General features: G+C 40.7%; 20 protein-coding genes and 1 other annotated feature. Of the genes, 5 read left to right on the top strand and 15 right to left on the bottom strand.

The genetic code is table 11. The features are described 5' to 3' along the window. Window positions 1-8 precede the first annotated feature (8 nt). Both citC and citG read right to left on the bottom strand, forming a co-directional pair. Complete coding sequence (gene citC, locus ACQ4KW_RS16405) at window positions 9-1,106, bottom strand: [citrate (pro-3S)-lyase] ligase (protein ID WP_430883522.1); 1,098 nt, start codon at window positions 1,104-1,106, stop codon at window positions 9-11. Between the two features lie 129 nt (window positions 1,107-1,235). Continuing rightward, window positions 1,236-2,078, bottom strand: a complete 843-nt coding sequence (citG, locus tag ACQ4KW_RS16410; protein WP_430883523.1) for a triphosphoribosyl-dephospho-CoA synthase CitG — start codon at window positions 2,076-2,078, stop codon at window positions 1,236-1,238. A gap of 214 nt (window positions 2,079-2,292) precedes the next feature. Here citG and ACQ4KW_RS16415 point away from each other — a divergent pair, with 214 nt between their 5' ends. Further along, window positions 2,293-2,787, top strand: a complete 495-nt coding sequence (locus ACQ4KW_RS16415; RefSeq protein WP_430883524.1) for an AbrB family transcriptional regulator — start codon at window positions 2,293-2,295, stop codon at window positions 2,785-2,787. 13 nt (window positions 2,788-2,800) lie between these two features. Here ACQ4KW_RS16415 and ACQ4KW_RS16420 read toward each other — a convergent pair whose 3' ends face one another. The 4 genes from ACQ4KW_RS16420 to ACQ4KW_RS16435 form a co-directional block, all read right to left on the bottom strand. Continuing rightward, on the bottom strand, window positions 2,801-3,751 hold the full coding sequence (locus tag ACQ4KW_RS16420; RefSeq protein ID WP_430883525.1) for a phosphotransferase family protein: 951 nt from the start codon (window positions 3,749-3,751) through the stop codon (window positions 2,801-2,803). Between the two features lie 58 nt (window positions 3,752-3,809). Next, entirely contained in the window at window positions 3,810-4,127 is a 318-nt protein-coding gene (locus ACQ4KW_RS16425; RefSeq protein ID WP_430883526.1) for a hypothetical protein, read from the bottom strand. After that, window positions 4,111-4,512 carry a hypothetical protein gene (locus ACQ4KW_RS16430; RefSeq protein WP_430883527.1) on the bottom strand — a complete coding sequence of 134 codons (402 nt, stop codon included), beginning with the start codon at window positions 4,510-4,512 and terminating at the stop codon, window positions 4,111-4,113. The genes ACQ4KW_RS16425 and ACQ4KW_RS16430 overlap by 17 nt, the downstream gene beginning before the upstream one ends. A gap of 100 nt (window positions 4,513-4,612) precedes the next feature. Beyond that, window positions 4,613-4,906, bottom strand: a complete 294-nt coding sequence (locus tag ACQ4KW_RS16435) for a winged helix-turn-helix transcriptional regulator (protein WP_430883528.1) — start codon at window positions 4,904-4,906, stop codon at window positions 4,613-4,615. 209 nt (window positions 4,907-5,115) lie between these two features. Between ACQ4KW_RS16435 and ACQ4KW_RS16440 the strand changes: the two genes are divergently transcribed. Next, the gene (locus ACQ4KW_RS16440; RefSeq protein ID WP_430883529.1) at window positions 5,116-5,550 is read left to right on the top strand and encodes a Dps family protein; all 435 of its coding nucleotides are present in this window, start codon (window positions 5,116-5,118) and stop codon (window positions 5,548-5,550) included. A gap of 183 nt (window positions 5,551-5,733) precedes the next feature. Here ACQ4KW_RS16440 and ACQ4KW_RS16445 read toward each other — a convergent pair whose 3' ends face one another. The 5 genes from ACQ4KW_RS16445 to thrS form a co-directional block, all read right to left on the bottom strand. Then, window positions 5,734-6,756 carry an endonuclease I family protein gene (locus tag ACQ4KW_RS16445; protein WP_430883530.1) on the bottom strand — a complete coding sequence of 341 codons (1,023 nt, stop codon included), beginning with the start codon at window positions 6,754-6,756 and terminating at the stop codon, window positions 5,734-5,736. A gap of 112 nt (window positions 6,757-6,868) precedes the next feature. Then, on the bottom strand, window positions 6,869-7,225 hold the full coding sequence (gene rplT, locus ACQ4KW_RS16450) for a 50S ribosomal protein L20 (RefSeq protein ID WP_430883531.1): 357 nt from the start codon (window positions 7,223-7,225) through the stop codon (window positions 6,869-6,871). Window positions 7,226-7,251: 26 nt separating this feature from the next. Next, on the bottom strand, window positions 7,252-7,449 hold the full coding sequence (gene rpmI, locus ACQ4KW_RS16455; RefSeq protein WP_430883532.1) for a 50S ribosomal protein L35: 198 nt from the start codon (window positions 7,447-7,449) through the stop codon (window positions 7,252-7,254). Window positions 7,450-7,479: 30 nt separating this feature from the next. Continuing rightward, complete coding sequence (gene infC / locus ACQ4KW_RS16460; RefSeq protein ID WP_430886591.1) at window positions 7,480-7,965, bottom strand: translation initiation factor IF-3; 486 nt, start codon at window positions 7,963-7,965, stop codon at window positions 7,480-7,482. Between the two features lie 361 nt (window positions 7,966-8,326). Continuing rightward, window positions 8,327-10,240 carry a threonine--tRNA ligase gene (gene thrS / locus ACQ4KW_RS16465; protein WP_430886592.1) on the bottom strand — a complete coding sequence of 638 codons (1,914 nt, stop codon included), beginning with the start codon at window positions 10,238-10,240 and terminating at the stop codon, window positions 8,327-8,329. Between the two features lie 88 nt (window positions 10,241-10,328). Continuing rightward, window positions 10,329-10,548, bottom strand: a binding site (T-box leader). 165 nt (window positions 10,549-10,713) lie between these two features. On the opposite strand from thrS, the gene ACQ4KW_RS16470 reads away from it, so the two are divergent. Next, on the top strand, window positions 10,714-12,063 hold the full coding sequence (locus tag ACQ4KW_RS16470; RefSeq protein WP_430883533.1) for a S41 family peptidase: 1,350 nt from the start codon (window positions 10,714-10,716) through the stop codon (window positions 12,061-12,063). Window positions 12,064-12,215: 152 nt separating this feature from the next. Here ACQ4KW_RS16470 and ACQ4KW_RS16475 read toward each other — a convergent pair whose 3' ends face one another. The 4 genes from ACQ4KW_RS16475 to ACQ4KW_RS16490 all read right to left on the bottom strand — a co-directional run bounded on the left by ACQ4KW_RS16475 (window position 12,216) and on the right by ACQ4KW_RS16490 (window position 15,579). Continuing rightward, window positions 12,216-12,812, bottom strand: a complete 597-nt coding sequence (locus ACQ4KW_RS16475; protein ID WP_430883534.1) for a DUF445 domain-containing protein — start codon at window positions 12,810-12,812, stop codon at window positions 12,216-12,218. A gap of 82 nt (window positions 12,813-12,894) precedes the next feature. Next, complete coding sequence (kynU, locus tag ACQ4KW_RS16480) at window positions 12,895-14,163, bottom strand: kynureninase (RefSeq protein WP_430883535.1); 1,269 nt, start codon at window positions 14,161-14,163, stop codon at window positions 12,895-12,897. Between the two features lie 131 nt (window positions 14,164-14,294). Further along, the gene (locus ACQ4KW_RS16485) at window positions 14,295-14,738 is read right to left on the bottom strand and encodes a MarR family winged helix-turn-helix transcriptional regulator (RefSeq protein WP_430883536.1); all 444 of its coding nucleotides are present in this window, start codon (window positions 14,736-14,738) and stop codon (window positions 14,295-14,297) included. 61 nt (window positions 14,739-14,799) lie between these two features. Continuing rightward, window positions 14,800-15,579, bottom strand: coding sequence for a DUF6873 family GME fold protein (locus ACQ4KW_RS16490; protein WP_430883537.1), 780 nt, complete (start codon window positions 15,577-15,579; stop codon window positions 14,800-14,802). A gap of 273 nt (window positions 15,580-15,852) precedes the next feature. Here ACQ4KW_RS16490 and ACQ4KW_RS16495 point away from each other — a divergent pair, with 273 nt between their 5' ends. Together ACQ4KW_RS16495 and ACQ4KW_RS16500 are read left to right on the top strand one after the other, a co-directional pair. Further along, window positions 15,853-17,019, top strand: a complete 1,167-nt coding sequence (locus tag ACQ4KW_RS16495; protein ID WP_430883538.1) for an aminotransferase class V-fold PLP-dependent enzyme — start codon at window positions 15,853-15,855, stop codon at window positions 17,017-17,019. A 271-nt stretch (window positions 17,020-17,290) separates the two neighbouring features. Next, the gene (locus ACQ4KW_RS16500; RefSeq protein ID WP_430883539.1) at window positions 17,291-17,839 is read left to right on the top strand and encodes a hypothetical protein; all 549 of its coding nucleotides are present in this window, start codon (window positions 17,291-17,293) and stop codon (window positions 17,837-17,839) included. Window positions 17,840-17,857: the final 18 nt, after the last annotated feature.

Consider the following 17,857-nt stretch of genomic DNA (forward strand, 5'->3'; position numbering starts at 1 on the left):
TCCTGTATCTAAACTCTCTTATGCAGATGAACATGAGACTGTATCTTTTTTATAACAGGACAAGCTTCATCTGATATTAAATACTTCCACGTACTTTGTGGGACAAGGGCTTTAGCCTTTTCAAGTTGGCCTGATCCAATATAGGCCCGCACATCTGATGCACTTATAGCCCTTGACTGGTGGCTTTTTCTCTCGATGATTTTTACTTGAATGTCATACTCCGAGAGAACGTTTTCTAATGCCTCATTATATTTTTCGGTGACTGGGTTATAGGGTTCTTTTCCAAGAAAGCGAACTTGTATGCCTAAAACCTGTGCCACAGACTCTGCGAAAATTTTTGCATCCAGTTCCGTTTGTGTCATAATCTTGTCTTTGTTTTCTCCAAGAAAGTAAGTTGGAAAAGTTGCCTGACTCACCATGTATGGCCCGCTTGGATGAACTATGACATTCTTTAGGTGACTGGTGCCTTCTTGAACCAATTTATATCTGGCTTCAAAGGGAAAGGTGGATCTGTCTTCACTAAGTACAAAGACATAAAGAAGATCCACGCTTGATGAAGCTGTTTCAATAAGGTGCTGATGGCCATACGTGAAGGGGTTGCAGTTGACCACGACAGCACCTATACTTTTTGGCTTTTCAATTTTTTCATTTTGACAGTCTTCTATATGACGGCCTTTTATCGACTTGCTTGCTGATACTATAAGGGGCTGTAAATGTGCCCTGATACCATCTTCTTTATTTTCAAGCAGTGCAACATGATCCGTTTTTGATATTAGATAAAACCCTAAGTGCACAAATGTTTCCACACTTTCTGGCTTTGTGTATATAAACAGATGATCTTGCCCCATTTGAAAACCTTCATGCATGAGTGTGGATAAAAGGCGACCGATCAGGTTTGTGCCTCTGTAGTCTTCATCTACGGACAGCATTTTTATGATGCCTGCGTCAATAGCCCCTGTCCCGACAATTATCGAATCCACTTTTGCCACAAACAAGCTTGTCACTGGCAGTTCAAGGTCTAGGCCATGTTTTCTCAAAAACGCTTTTACTTTTTTCATTTGCTCTTTATCAATGGTGTATACGCGCTCAATTCGTAGCTTTTCCATATGACCCCCGCCTGTTTGTACAATCAAAAAAGGTCAGCATCTGATTATCGGATGATAACCTGATGCTGACCTTCATTTAGACTTGATACTTCAATTCTTCATAACCGTCAGTATTATATTCATTTGATTTTAATCTATATAACCTTCCAACATGGCCATAAATATGCTGACTGCCAGTAAATCTGCACTGCCACCTGGACTGACTCTTTCTTTTATAAAAAGCTTGTCCATTTCAACCAGTTGCTCATAGGCGTCTGGCTGGCGAACACCTCCAGCTGCTAAAAAGCCTGAGGCACACATTTTCACTTGCTTTAACTTGTCCATATTATGTCTTGCCAGAACATTGCTATCTTCACATTTTGTCATAAGGGCAAAAAGCATTTGAATGCAAAGGTCATTTCTTGAAAGCCGTTGAGTTCGGTAAACTGGCACTGCTGTTTCGAGGACAGTCTTATAACCAGACTCTGCTTCGCCACGTATACCCTTAATGCCATATTCCATATAGAGTTTTTCTCCATAAGTCTTGGCACCCTTTTTTCCCAACTCATGGGCGCAAATACCACTTGTCATTGTGGAAACGATTTCCGAAAGGGCCTCAGCCGTCACGGTTACACAAGACTTTTTAGATGTCAGATAGGCTGCAGCTGCAACCAAAATCCCCATGTTAAAAATCATACCCTTGTGTGTGTTTACGCCTCCAGTGGCCTCAAACATGGCTTTTTCCATGTTTATGCCGATTGGTCTTATGCTGTCAAACAACGCCCGGAGTGAATCCGCTCGCCAATTGCCAGCCAAATCGGCAATTTCATATAGGCCCTGACTAAGTGCAGATGCACTGGCCAAAAATGTGTAGAAATTCATGTCATTGTGTGCGCCAGAATTGCTTTTATCAACCAGTCCTGGTTTTGGGGTCACACTTACTTCGTACAAAATAGCCCGCATGCCCAGAGATGCAACTTCATAATTTTGCATATTTTCACCTCCGGGATACGGTATACCGTACCCTGTATGTCATTATTGTAAGATTAAGTTTAAATTATGTAAAGTATTTTTAATGTATTTCATTCGTTTTTCGTCATTTTCCCATTTTCATTACGAATTCGTAACTGAGACAGGCGGGCTTATCTATGTTATGATGTATGCGATAATTTTGATAAGACCTCAGCTCGAGATTGGAGGAAAGAAGATGGACATATTACTAACACTCATTGTTGCCTTTGCTGGTGGCTTAATTGGACTCAAACTCAAAATACCTGCCGGCGCTCTTATTGGTGCCATGATTGCAGTGGCAGCCTTAAAAATAGGGTCAGGCCGTGGCGACCTGCCCTATTCCTTTCGTATCATGGCTCAAATTTTTGTAGGTGGCATGCTGGGTCTTAACTTTTCAATGGAGACAATCAATGGACTTAAAAACTTAATTTTTCCTGCCATGATCGTCGTTGTTGGTTTAACCCTTTTTAGTGTCATTCTTGGCTTTACCCTTTCAAAACTAACAGGGCTTGATTTGACAACAGCACTCTTTAGCGTATCGCCAGGTGGCTTGACAGACATGACCCTGATTTCAGGGGCTTATGGTGCCGACACCCCCACTGTAGCCCTTCTACATCTAATGCGCCTGCTAACTGTCATTACAGTTTTACCAACAATTATCGGTGCTCTTATGCGGTGGGTTCAGGCTTAAGTTCCACCACCATTTAAAACTCCAGCCGACTGTGGGTTCTAAGAAATTCAAGAATCCGAATGCCCTCATAGTAATGGGGGCGTGCATCGTCATAAGACCAAGAACAAATGGCAATTCCCAGACATAATAAGAGGTAGTCTCTTAATCCCATGAAATATGGGTCGAGTTTATGGTGCTTTTCGTAGCCCCTGAAAAATGCCATTTCATAGGACGGATTGTCTATGAAATACTTTCTATACAAATTGACTATATCCATACCTGTGTAGTATGGAGAGGACTGCTCAAAGTCAATAATAGCACTGATTTCCCACCTGTGACGGCCTTTCACAATAAGGATATTTCGACCATCAAAATCCCTGTGACAAAGTCTTGACTCATGAACGGGATCGAGAATGCAGTAGAGTTCTCGCATAAGGGAAATGGCTGATTCTAACATTCTTTTTTCAGGCAATGCAAATTTTCTCATGGTTTGTACATGGGACTCTTGCCGCCTGATAAAACAGTGCTTAAAACTGATGACATCATGAATTCTATTGCCGTTTTGGTCCCAGTCACCAAAATAATTGAATTGTTTTGCACTATGAATTTTCCCCAGTTGCTCTCCCATTTCCTCAAAGAGTCTGTCCATTTCATATGCGTCAAGGTCAGGTTGAATGTCTTCCATCATGTGACCTTCAACAGACTCATAGGCCATCCACTCCCTGCCATCTTCCAGAGTCCCGTAATTGATCATCTTTGGAATTTTCACATCTGTTATTGATTCAAGGACTTTGTGGGCGGCAATTTCCCGGTTACGTCTGTTCCATTTGTAATAAAATTTGACCACATAAGTATCTTCTGGGAGCATGACCTTGTATACCAAGTGCCTATTTAAATCGTGGTTTCCTATGGGAACAATTCTGCAAAGAGGACTTGAAAAAATATCAGCAATAATTTTCTGCATTTCTTTTAATGTGTATTCCACTTCACAGCCCTCCCCTCTTGTCTACTCTATAAAAGAACCCCACTCCTCAGTAGGGTCTTTAACGTCCTCTCAATCGTTTGCTTAATTTATATAGACCAATAGGCAACCTTATGCCCATAATTAAACCTATGGGATGGAGGACTGCCCACAGCATTTTATAGGGATATCCATCCAGATGATAGGTCGCAAGAAACTGTTTGTTGGCATAGTATACTATGAGGCACCCGCCTACACCGAATAAGAAGTCCTTCCACCAAATTTGATTGGTGAAGGTCTCACTGCCCATTTCATTTTTTATTGATTCATATTTTATTTGTTGAAGGTCTTTGTTCTCTATCTCCCTATAATCCTCATTTGGATCATAACTTGTCGGCATCTTCATCATCCTCAAAATTTTCAGGCTCATAAGGCGCTTCTAAGTATGCCTCCAACTTTTCTTTGGCTTCATCAAAAATCTTTTCTGGCACGAAAACATCATATCCAAAAACGGACTTGCCAAGATAGATTTCTGACAGCACCCCTTTTTGATTGATAACTTTTAGGGCAGGAATATGGCGTGATTTCAAATAGTCCACATGGGACTGGGCCACATACTCTTCCACTAATGTTTCTAGAATGACCCACTTTGCACCTTCTGGAAAGACAATATTCATATCGTCAATGTCATGTCCTGGCTCGTAATGAGTCAAGTGACCTTCACATCTATCACACTTCTTTGCATGCTCGTCATAAACCAACTTACATTTGTAACAATGTTTCATATGGTCCTCCTAAATATAGTCCTCTATTATTTCTGCTAATGAAAATACTGTCTCCCATATATCCAGATCATAGTTATATTTCGAAGTATACCCAATATTTTCATATATATTTACTCCCTATATCAGCAAAATGCTTAAATATGTGGTCTAAATCTTCGCCGAATTCCAAGAGTTTATAGTAAGATCTATTCTCTAAGACCTCTTTTTCAACAACGTTTTTTTCCAGTAGCAGGGACAATTTTCGGTTGAGCTCAGTTCGGCTTAAAAACTCATGATCCTCTAGTATATCACTGTAGTTTTCATGTCCGCTGGCAATCGATCCAATGATTTCTGGTATCCATCTATGCTTGACCAGTTCATGGATAAGTTCAAAGCCTTCACTCATATGCTTCATTTCAGCCTCCTTATGACACCAATCCAATCTAAATATTATGTAGACTCTGCTTCATGTGAAGTTTAATTTTACATCACGAAACATGGTGGCTCATCTTGTAAGAAACAAAATTGTTTCTTTCATTTTTTATCATTATATCATATTATGTAGTCAAGATAAAAATGTAATGATTACAAAGTTAAATTAAAATCAATCGAATGGAGGAAATTATGAAAAAGATTAATCAAATGAACACATATGTTGCAAACCTAGCTATTTTAAACAATAAGCTTCACAACCTACACTGGAATGTCATCGGCGTGCAGTTCATGCCTGTCCATAAATTTACGGAAGAACTTTATGATGATGCTTTTGCAAAATTCGATGATGTGGCTGAACAAATTAAAATTCTTGGACACATGCCACTTGCAACAACGAAAGCTTATATTGAAGCTGCAACCATTGATGAAGTGGAACCGAAAGCATTTGCTAGAAAAGAAGTTCTTGAAATTGTTAAGTCTGACCTTGAACATATGAAAACCTTAGCCACTGAGATTCGTAATCTCGCTGACGAAGACAATGACTTTGTTACAGTTGCTCTATTTGAAGACCATGTTGCAGACTATGCCAAGAATCTTTGGTTCCTTGAATCCATGCTTAAATAACAACTATTATAGTAAGTAACAACTATTATATAAGAAACCGATTTTAGCATGATAGTAAAAGAAGGATAAGTCCTTACAAGAAATTTCGATAGATAAACGCATAAAAAAACCGCTTAAATCACGTATTATAATACATGATTTAAGCGGTTTTGTCTTGTTATGGTGGATTTCCATGTTCTTGCTTTATGAAGCTTGTCCCCAAATTTCTTCCACCCATTCAGGATGGTCAATAAATGGATTGCGGTTGCCTTGATACTTTTCATATATCAAGTTGTTTCTTCTGCGCTCAAAATCGCTGACAGGATCCTCTTTATGCCACAATAGAAGGGTGGACAACTTGCCATGATGGGGAGATTTGGTTTCGTTCATATACTCTACCAACTCCAAGTCAGGATCCCCATGTTCTCCTTCATAGCGTACAGCCATATAGAAAATCATTCTTGACACATCCCCCTTGACAGAATCCCTTGGTTCAAAGGAGTCTGAATCATGACGGCACAAAAGGGCTTCATGATGGGGTCCATCACTGTCATCAAAATTTTTGTTGTTACGACTGGAATTCACAGTCACATCAGCCGGCTTAATATGATGCAGATCCGTTCCCGCCCCAAGGCGTGTGCCGAAATCTCCATGAGATTTTGCCCAGACATGTTCTCTGTTCCAGTCGTCGCGCCCTGTTCCATTTGACGATTTCGGAACAGACTTCCCCGTATAAATCAAAATCACGTTGTTTTCATTCAAGGGGTCTTCATCAATCACTTTTAATGCGTCCCAAACTTCTTTATAGGACAGTTCTTCATGGTTATCTATAATATCGTTTAAAGCCACTTTAAGGGCCTGACCGGTTTTACCTGATGCACTTTTATAATATGTGGTTAAGTCATAGGTGGCCAAGTTGAGATCCAACTCTTGAATCTGATCATTATCGACCCCTTGCAGGCTTTCACTATCAGTCACGCCCCCTAAAAGGCCGTCTAAATCAAGGTCTAAATCAAGACGCTTGCCTGCGCTTGACAAGGTCTTTTTGGTCCACCTTGAAAAGCCTTCCAAACTCCAGTTTGGCTTGAAGCCTTCAAGGTTTATAACTGTAACATCTGTACGGCTATCTGTCGTATACTTTTCCGGCAAAACAATAACCATCATCGATGATAAAATCACAAAAATAAGCCCCATGCTTATCAGTCTTATGATTTGCTTAAAACGCATTTTCATCCTCTGTTTCACGCTCAAACATGGACGTTTTCATGACGCCAGTTCTTACTTTAGTCTAAATAGTCGAAAAACCCACTCCGAAGAGTGGGTTTAATATACATTATAATTATGCACTTAGCTTAGCTTTTGCAGCTTCAACAAGCTTAGCGAAACCTTCTGGGTCATGGATAGCCATTTCAGAAAGCATCTTTCTGTTGATGTCGATCTCAGCTAGCTTTAGGCCGTGCATGAACTTTGAGTAAGATAGATCATGCATTCTTGTAGCAGCGTTGATACGAGCGATCCAAAGTCTTCTGAAATCTCTCTTCTTAAGTTTACGACCAATGTATGCTGAACGTAGAGATCTCATAACAGCTGGTTGAGCACATCTGAAGATTTTGCTCTTTGCGCCGTAGAAACCTTTAGCTAGTTTTAGAACTTTCTTATGCTTTTTCTTTGCGTTAACCGCACCTTTAATTCTCATGGTTTAACCTCCTTCGGTAGTTTATTTTACAGGTATGGAAGTAGCTTACGTACTCTCTTCATATCGCCTTTAGAAACCATAGAAGATTTTCTTAGATTTCTCTTTCTCTTTGGTGACTTCTTAGTAAGGATATGGCTTGTGTAAGCGTGACCTCTTTTTAAACCACCTTTGGCAGTTAATTTAACTCTTTTAGCAGCACCTCTGTGCGTTTTCATCTTAGGCATGACTGCTCCTCCTTTCAATAGACGAATAAATTATTTTTGAGCTGGTACAAAGAATACGATCATTTGGCGGCCTTCCAATTTAGGTCGACCCTCCATCTTACCTTCTTCAGCAATTGTCTCAGCAAATTTATTGAACACATCATAACCAAGTCTTGTGTGACCCATTTCACGGCCCTTAAATCTTAGAGAGACTTTAACTTTATCTCCCTTACTTAGAAACTTTCTAGCATTGTTTGCCTTTGTTTCAAGGTCATGCTGTTCGATATTCAGGCTTAGTCGCACTTCTTTGATTTGAATTGTTTTTTGCTTTTTCTTAGCTTCTTTTTCTTTCTTTTGCATCTCGTACTTGTGCTTGCCGTAGTCCATGATTTTACACACTGGCGGTTTAGCCTGTGGTGCAATCTTTACTAGATCTAGCTTACTTTCCTGTGCAAGTTTGTATGCGTCTCTTGAAGACATCATACCAAGCTGTTCACCATTCTGATCAATAACACGTATTTCACGATCGCGAATCATTTCATTGATTTCTGTTTTCTTTTGGCCTTTACCAGCTTGTCTCGGATCTCGATTTCTGATAAGGTACACCTCCTATACAACGAACTTATTGTCATCTGTGCATTAAAAAAAGCGGATTATAAAATCCGCTTGCAATCATCATAATATAGGCATTTTGTTGCCTTCATTAAAAATAATGCGTTACCATACGAACTCAATTGTTGTATGGTGGGAACGGATTCCATCTTGATGCATTCACTTTTTTTAACTGTACCTCAACAATGTTACCACTTCAAACCAACTCTGTCAAGTTAATCATCATCAGCAGCAACGGATATAGTATATATTTGCTGAGGGTTTCTGTCAACACTTTTTTTTATTTTTATAAACAATTCTCTCGACTGGCTATTTCTTTTTTCACTGCGTCCACAAATGTCTCGAAGTTTTGAGCCCCCAGTTCCCCTTTATCCCTTGATCTCACGGAGATTGATTTCTCTTCCACTTCTTTGTCCCCAAGTATAAGCATATACGGATTCTTTTGAAGTTGAGCTTCACGGATCTTATAGCCTATTTTCTCACTTCTATCATCCACTTCAACGCGAATGCCCGCTTTTTGCATTTGAGCCTTGAGCTCATAGGCGTAGTCTGCATGCCTGTCCGCTATTGGTAGAATTTTGACTTGTACAGGTGCCAGCCATGTTGGAAACTTTCCTGCATAATGTTCAATAAGGATGCCTATGAAGCGTTCGATAGATCCATATACAACCCTATGAATAACAATTGGTTTGTGCTTTTCACCATCTGCACCTATATAATTGAGCTCAAATCTCTGTGGCAACTGCATATCAAGTTGAATTGTACCACATTGCCACGACCTGCCCAGACAATCAATCAAATGGAAATCTATTTTAGGTCCGTAAAAAGCACCGTCCCCTTCGTTAAGTTTATAATCTAGACCCAGTTCATCGAGGGCGCCTTGAAGGGCAGACTCTGCCATATCCCATTCATCATCTGACCCCATAGACTTTTCAGGTCTTGTGGATAATTCCACATTATACTTAAAGCCAAATTTGGCATAAACTTCATCAATAAGTGTTGCCACATTTTTGATTTCATCTTTAATCTGCTCTGGCAACATAAATATATGGGCGTCATCCTGTGTGAAGGCTCGTACACGCATGAGACCGTGTAGCGCCCCTGAAAGCTCATGTCTATGAACCCTTCCAACTTCCCCAATACGGAGTGGGAAATCTCTATAGGACCGCATCTCCATGCCGTAAACAAGCATACCACCTGGACAGTTCATCGGCTTGATGGCATAGTCTTCCTCATCAATTTCCACAGTGTACATATTTTCTTTGTAGTGATACCAGTGTCCCGATGTCTCCCATAGCTTTCTATTCATTATAAGTGGTGTTTCCACTTCCACATAGCCAGCGGCATTATGAACCTGTCTCCAGTAGTCCATGAGCTCATTTTTGACAATCATACCGTTTGGTAAAAAGAATGGGAAGCCTGGTCCCTCTTCACGAAGAGCAAACAGCTTTAGTTCCTTACCGATTTTTCTATGGTCTCTTTTTTTGGCTTCTTCAAGCATTTCTAGGTGCTCATTTAATAGTTTGGCCTTTGGGAAGGATGTTCCATAAATTCTCTGGAGCATTTTGTTTTTTTCATCGCCCTTCCAGTAAGCCCCTGCCACTGAAAGAAGTTTTATAGCCTTAACCTGCTTTGTGCTTGTCACGTGACAACCTGCACATAAGTCTGTGAACTCCCCTTGTTTATAAAATGAAATAACAGAGTCTTCAGGCAGATCATTTATGAGCTCAACTTTATACGCTTCTCCTTTTTCCTTAACAAAATCGAGAGCCTGATCCCTTGGCAATTCAAAGCGCTCCAGTTCCAAATCCTCTTTTATGATTTTTTTCATTTCCGCTTCAATTTTTTCAAGATCGTCTGGAGTAAATACGTGTTCAGAATCGAAATCGTAATAGAAGCCATTGTCTATAGCCGGACCTATGGCCAGCTTTGTGCCTGGAAACAGACGTTGAACAGCTTGGGCGAGTATGTGAGAGCTTGTATGTCTAAAGGCGTGGGCGCCTTCGTCATCATCAAACTTCAAAATGTTAACCTCTGCATCTTCATTTAAAGGGTATGTCAAATCCACTGTCTTACCATTTACTTCCCCAACAACAGCTTCTTTGGCAAGACGTCCACTAATGCTCTTAGCCAGTTCGTATATTGTCGTTCCCTTTTCCACCTCGCGGACAGATCCATCTTTTAGAGTGATTTTAATCATGCTCATATCTTTCCCTCCTTCATACTGTACTTGTCACTTGCAAAATTTCAAATAAAAAAGCCCATCACACAACATATCCATCTGGATACATTGGGACGAGGCTATCGCGGTTCCACCCAACTTAAGTGCAGGAAGCACTTCAGCTTTATTGGCTTTAACGTAGCTCTACGTTGACCTTTCACAAATAGGGTTAATCAGTCAAGGCTCAGGAGTGGTTTTCATATAGCTTGTAACAGAATGTTTTCAGCCTACGACATTCCTCTCTTCGGTTACCCGGCCACATTACTTGTCTCCCTCACTGCCATGTGTTCGTTTTGAATTATGACCTAGCGTCATATTAATAATTATATTATGCCTATTTGTTTATATTGTCAATAAATTCAGTAAATTTTCAAGTTGGCAATTGCACGATGACATTGAATACAAGTATAATGGTATAAAGTGGGTATGATATGAAGAAGGGGGACATAACCATGACAGATAAAAAAGCTAAACTACGCCATATTCTATACCTTATTCTTCTCAGTACAGTTCTGCTGGGAGGATGCTCCATAATCAATCAGGAAGAAAGGCAAGTCTCTGTTGGAGAAATGACAAATGATCTGATCAATTTCCAGGCCACACTCATGCAAACGCATCCCATGCTTCAAACTGAAAGTCTGGACGCCGTCAAGCAAGATAATGAGCGGGTCCGTTTAAAAAATATGCAAATCAAACAGGAAATCATTGATGACTTCGCAAGCCTGCGTCAGTCTCTTACAAAAGATACAAGCCCAGAGGATCTTGTTTGGGCCCTTAAGAAAATTGTTTCAAAACTTGGAGATGAACACACTCATGTAAACATGACCACTGACCAAAGAACTCTACCTGTCCGTTTCAAATTCACTTCGGATGGTCTTGTCACAGCAGATGATCACGCTTTGATTCCAAAGGGCAGTCTTGTCAAAAAAATAAATGGAAAGTCTGTTTCTGATGTTTTAGAGGTCCTAAAAAGCGTGAGTCCACAAGGGCTTGATAATGTCCTTTACGGCGGTATCATTTCAAACCATTTATACACCCAAAACTACTTAGAACATTTAGGTTTACTAGGTCCTAATGATACTGTTCAATTGGAGTTCATTAGTGGAAGGGGACAAGAGACATTATCCAGCCTTACTCTGGGGCGATACAAATTCCCTATGGAGGACAACTATGCCTATCACTTTGATCAGGCTTCATCCACAGGCCAGTTTGTCATAAAAAATTATATGAATGTCTCTGAATTTGAAAAGGTCTGGGCTGCATTTATGGACGAATACCGGGTCATGCAACCTCAAAACTTGCTTATTGATGTCAGACAAAGCGTAGGGGGCATGGATGAATATTACATTACAGATACCATCCTCTCTGCAATTGGTGTAGACACATATAAAACGCCATATCCTGGATTTTATAAAGAAGCCTATCAACAAGCAGAAACAGTGGTTGTAACAAAACACTACGACCCAATTTCTGTAGATAATTTATATGTGGCCATCAGCAACTACACAATTAGTGCTCCGACAATTTTTGCAGCCACAGTGAAAGAGAATAATTTGGGTACGGTCATCGGCCAACCGGTTGCCAACAATCTGGATTTTTATGCCTCTGGTTCATATGTTTTTGAACACCTACCCATTCAAGCTGGTATAAGTGGGTTCAAACTTGAGTACGCTGGTTCAGAAGCGCCAACCGACCACCCTCTTCAACCAGATATTTCCCTTCCACTTTACGCAAAGCACATTCAAGCTGATATTGATCCTGTTATCGACTGGATCGAGCATGGTCAAGTGGCCTCAGACTAATGGCCTTTCCAACCCTTGCGGTGGACTTGCTCCATTCTTCATACACCACATTTGAATACGCCTAAAAAAGCCGTTCAAGTCTGTAATACTCACAGGACTGAACGGCTTTTGTATTTTAATGTTCTTATAATGATCCCAGGTTCTTCATAAGATTATATATAAAGAATGATCAGCCCTTGAACGACCCCTATAACAAAACCGATCAAACCGCCCAGGTACTCAATATGCTTAAGTTCTTTTTTTGCAATGCTCAAAATTATTTCTTCTAATTTTTCAAATGGAAAAGCATTGATCTTCTCTTCAATGATCAGGGCAATACTCACCTTTTCTGTGGCTTCATGGACGATTTTTTCACTGATTTCATTGATCATTTCATCTGCGTTTTCATCAATGGTGTCACCAATGAAACTCATAATCATCCCTTTCATTGCTGAGGGCACAAAGGGAGGCATTTTCATTTCAGCCAGCTCCATGATTCTCTTTTTAAGCGCTTCAATGATCATGGTCTTGTCAGAGCCTTCTATCATTTTATCGATGATCTCTTCAATAGAAATCAGTTCATTTTCAACAGTCTCACCGATGTTCTTGGCGATTTCTTTCTTACGTTTCGGCATAAGACCTTGCAAGGTCAGTTTTGTCAGTGGAATACGGACTGGTTCAATGGGTCTAAAAAGCAGTTTTATAGCTATAACATTTGTCGTCCAGCCAATGAGGGCTCCGACCGTTGCAAGTATGAATAATTTCAGCATAACTTCCCTCTCTTATAAAATAGTTTTGTGTCTTGGTCATTTTATAAATTTACCGAGGAAGATTATAACACATTCTATTGAATCAAGCCACCACGCCCCGTTTGTTTTCAAACTTAAGGTGGGCCCCTGTCTCCATTATTTTTTCTATTCGGTCCACCAAATCCACCACGTCTACAAATCTTGTATACAGGGGAACAGGTGCAAGACGAATAATATTTGGTTCCCTATAATCAGGAATTATCCCTGCTTCTTTCATGGCCTCGTTTATCCGGGCAGCTTCCTTATGAACAAGGGCAACATGCCCACCCCGTTTCTCAGGATTTCTTGGTGAACCCACTGAAAAGTCATAGACACCCAAACGCTCATCAATAAGCTCTATCAGACTTTGGGTCAGTAAGATAGACTTTTCTCTTAAGGCTGCCATACCACATGTTTCAAACTGCTTAAAAGACCCCATGAGACCAGCCATACTTAGGATGTGTGGTGTCCCAACTTCCCAAGCAGACGCCGTGGTCGAAGCTTCAAAATTTAAGGCTAGGTTGAACTGCTTGTCTTTCCTGTAACCGAACCAGCCCGCCAAAGCCGGTCCATTTTTCAAATGCATTTCATGGACAAATAAGCTAGCGGCTGCTCCTGGTCCCCCATTAAAGTATTTATAATTACACCAGAAAGCAAAATCCACACCCCATTCATGAAGGTTATGTTCCACTGCCCCTGCTGAATGAGACAAATCCAGTCCAATGTAGGCACCACATGCATGGGCCGCCTTGACTAGAGTTTTCATGTCTAAAAGCTGTCCACTTCTATACAAAACACCCGGTAAAAGAACCAGAGCCACCTCTTCACTCAAATTTGATACAATATTGTCTTCGCTTAAGGTTAAACCATCTTCACTGGAGACAAAAACCATATGGTCTTCTGGATCAAGACCCGCTTGTTCTAGAAAGCTACGCACCGCATAGATATCTGTCGGAAAGTTTAAGCTGTCTACAAGAATTTTTCTCCTCTGCCCAACAGGCTTGTAGAAGGTTGCCAAAAGCAAGTGTAAATTAAGGGTTGTCGAGCTATGTATCGTGATTTCCTCTGGTTTGGCGCCCATGAGAGGGGCTTGGCACTTGGAAAGTCTCTCAGCCATGTAAAACCAGTTCTGGTCAGCTTCCATCCAACCTCTTATCCCTAGTTTCTTCCAATCTTCAAGACTTGTGTCAATATATTCTTTCGCGTCTTTTGACATAAGTCCCAAAGAATTTCCATCCATATACAACTCACCATTATTGATGTAAAACCTGTCTCGCATCCCCCCGATAGGGTCATTTCTATCAAGCTTTTCAGCTTGTTCTCTTGTCAGCATGTGGTCACCTCCGAAATTTAATAGTGGCTCATTTCAACTTAGTCACATTATATATTTAGCCCCCTAAATATTCAAGAATTTATTTAGGGGGCTAAATATATTTACCGTCATAAAATAGTCTCATATAGAATTCACTGGACATCCAGTCGACATGCTAGGGCTTCATCCATGGCTTTTAAGGCCTGAAGAATAGATTTTCTCAGTTCATCTGGTATATGACGGGTGCTTTCCTTTTCAAAATCATCGATAACTTGCATGGCAGGCTCCCTTAAAGACTGTCCCTTGTCTGTCAGAGCAATTTTTTTAGCCCGTCTGTCATTTTCTACTTTCAGTCTTTCAGCAAGCCCTTTTTTAACAAGTTGATCAGTGAGCCCTGTTAAAGTCGATGGTTTGACACAAATGTAGACTAAGATCTCCTTTTGCGTGAGTGTCCCCTTTTTCCACAAGGTATTTAAGACCCGAAACTGGGCATATGTTAAATCAAGTTCACCGAGTTTTTCATTTAATGTCACAGCTGACTTTCTAGCAATCTCCTGTATATAGTAGCCTATGTGTGACGAAAACTGTTTCTCCATATAATATCCTCCACTGCTGGTTTTCTTTGAGCGTCTTATTTTCTTTGAGCGTCTTATTTCTTTAGAGTGTCTTTAAGAAACGAAGACTTCCTATATCTAATAATCCACTCGTCCCAATACATTTGTATCTCACTTGGTGGGCACTTATAAAGTCTATCATCTCTTGGCCTTGCGGATGGGTCATAATGTTTCCAACAAAGTAAACGCAGTCTCTCACTCTGAAAGAAGCCCCGCCTATAAATCCATAGTTCATACCTGGCAAGTCAATATGCCCCTGGTGGATCAACAAAACATCCACGCCATGTTGTTTTAATACTTTTGCTATACCTGCGTCTGAGGTAATTACGGCCTTGTCATTTACAACCAGACACATGCAATTCGTATACCCTTGTTTGGTGTGAAGGCACTCATAACCAGCCTCTTTTAACATCTTTTTTACAATTGTGTCCGTATACTTGGTGTTATGGAGGGCATACTTTCCAACCAAGGCCACATTGTAAGCAATATTGCTTGGATACTTGGCACTTAAGGCACTGGCCCCTTTTATTATACTTACATACCCCTGCTTGTTCCGCCTGTAGACATGAACCTCTTCCAGACCCCTTGATGTATGAAACTCTAACTTTGATCCTTCATTTTTAAAACTCTCCACGAGTGGATCGTAAAGAATTGGCGCCACGACCAACTTGTTTCCAAGTGTGAAGCATAGCATATCAGCATGTGCCTCTACCGCTTCATGTAGATTTTTATGCTTGGGGAGTTTGATAAACTCCAGCTCCGAACATGTATTATATATTTGATGACAGACCTTGTCTGCTTGCTCGCCTAAAATTCCTAGCATTTTAACATTCCTTTTTTTTATAACAAAGATAAATTTGATAAATATTTTCTATAGATATAGATATGTTTTCTTTTGTCTCTATTATAATCTATTTTCAAACAAGCGACCTAGAAAATCCCCATAAAGGGTCTTTACCGTGGTCTATATAAGGTTTTATGCCCTAAAAATGCTACCTGCTGTGCTCTATAAGCCAAGATCACTGATTTTGCAAGCGCCTGTTCCGGTGGTAAAATGATATTGTTATCTAGACCAACTACAAAATAGGAGACTGGTATGAAGAGAATTTACTTAGACAATGGCGCAACATCTTTTCCAAAGGCCCCTGGTGTTGCCAAAGCCATTAATAACTATATATTGAATATTGGAACAAGCGTTGGCCGTGGTGCCTATGCTGAAGCATTTGAAACAGAGGGGATTGTTTATGATACCCGCGAACTCTTGGCTGACATGTTTGGTGCTGAAGATTCTAAAAATGTTATATTCACCAAAAACATCACTGAAAGTCTTAATGTGCTCCTGCATGGATTCTTGAAAAAAGGAGACCACGTCATTGTATCATCACTTGAACACAATGCCATGATGCGTCCTCTTGTTGAAATGGAAGCCTTAGGAGTTACTTTCACCCGTGTCACGCCAAACACAGACGGCGTTTTCGATCAAGAGGATTTGGAAAAAGCCTTGGAGCCAGGCACAAAGTTGATTGCCATGATGCATGCTTCCAATGTTTTTGGAACACTTCTTGACCTTGAACCCGTAGGAGAATTTGCAAAGGCGCACAATCTTAGGTTTATTGTTGATGCCGCTCAGACAGCTGGATTTGCACCAGTCAACATGAAAACACTTAATGCAGATGCCATCGCATTCACAGGACATAAAAGTCTGCTGGGCCCTCAAGGCATCGGCGGTTTTGTGATCACAGATGACTTTGCTGACCAGGTCAATTCCTTCATTCAGGGTGGAACAGGCAGTCGGTCAGATTCTGAGAAACAACCTCGTTATTTGCCTGATAAGTTTGAATCCGGAACGCCTAATACGGTGGGGATAATAGGTCTACACGCTGCCCTCACCTTCATTAAGGACAAGGGCATGGATGAAATTCGGGCACATGAAATGCACCTGACCAAAATCCTTATGGATGGCCTCAAACAAAATACAAACATTCAAGTGATCGGAAGCTCTAATATCGATCGACGAACGGCTGTTGTGTCATTTGATACACCAAATCACGACAGTGCCATGGTCTCTCATACACTAACGTCTAAATATGGTATAAACAATCGGTGTGGTATGCACTGTGCCCCATCAGCCCATAAAACCATGGGGACATTCCCCCAAGGGACAATCCGTCTGAGTCTAGGCTTTACCACAACCCTTGAAGACGTACAGTCGGCCATAGATGCCCTTGAAGAAATTCTTTCTGATGATGGCAATTTTGCTTAAAGGGTGGAAATTGTCGAAATTGACAGAAATTTATCATGAAACATCTTGCAATGAAAGTCTTCATACCTTATACTTTAACTAGGAAATCGATTTCTTTGTCAAATGTCTATCCGGTGCTTACCCAGCACTTTCAAGTAGATATTAAACGGCAACTGAGTTTATTTATAAACTCAATTGCCGTTTTTTGTTTTTTGAACACACTGTAGGGGCAGTGACACAGACAAGAAAATTCGATTAGGGCTTATAGAACATTCTAAGGGGGAACCAATCAATGAATCCATTCAATCCTGAGGCCATAGGCGTTCTCGGGCTGGTCGTTACTGTTTTTGTGTTTGGGCTGGAGCAGTTAGGCATTGGCACAAAAGGCGGCGACCACGACAAAATATCACGCGAAGTGTCTTATGTCGCATTTTGGTTTGGCGGCGTCACTCAAGTGTTAACAGCTATCATGATGTCTATGTTTGGTTTTGCAGGTGTTAAATCAACATTCCTTGCAACAATCTTTGGTCTTTATGGCTTCTTTTGGCTTGTGGCTGCCAATCATTTCCGGTATGGCGGCGACAATAAAATGTTAGGAAACTTTTGTGGTGCTGTTGGTATCATAACTGCTTTTTTAACATATATAGCATTCCAACTTGGCCTGGTTTGGCCACTTGGTACCGTGCTTGGACTCATCATCCTACTAATGATTTCACTTGTTATCGCCCTTTGGGGAATCAAGCCTGAGTTCATTAAGGTGGCTGGCCTGCTCAATATCTTAATTGGTATTGGTGGACTATTCATTTTCTGGGGAGCTGTCACTCACGGTTTAAACTTGTAAGATTCTTTGGTGTCGGAC

Source organism: Tianxiuia mixotrophica, from assembly GCF_050596425.1.
Lineage (GTDB): Bacteria > Bacillota > Clostridia > Peptostreptococcales > Acidaminobacteraceae.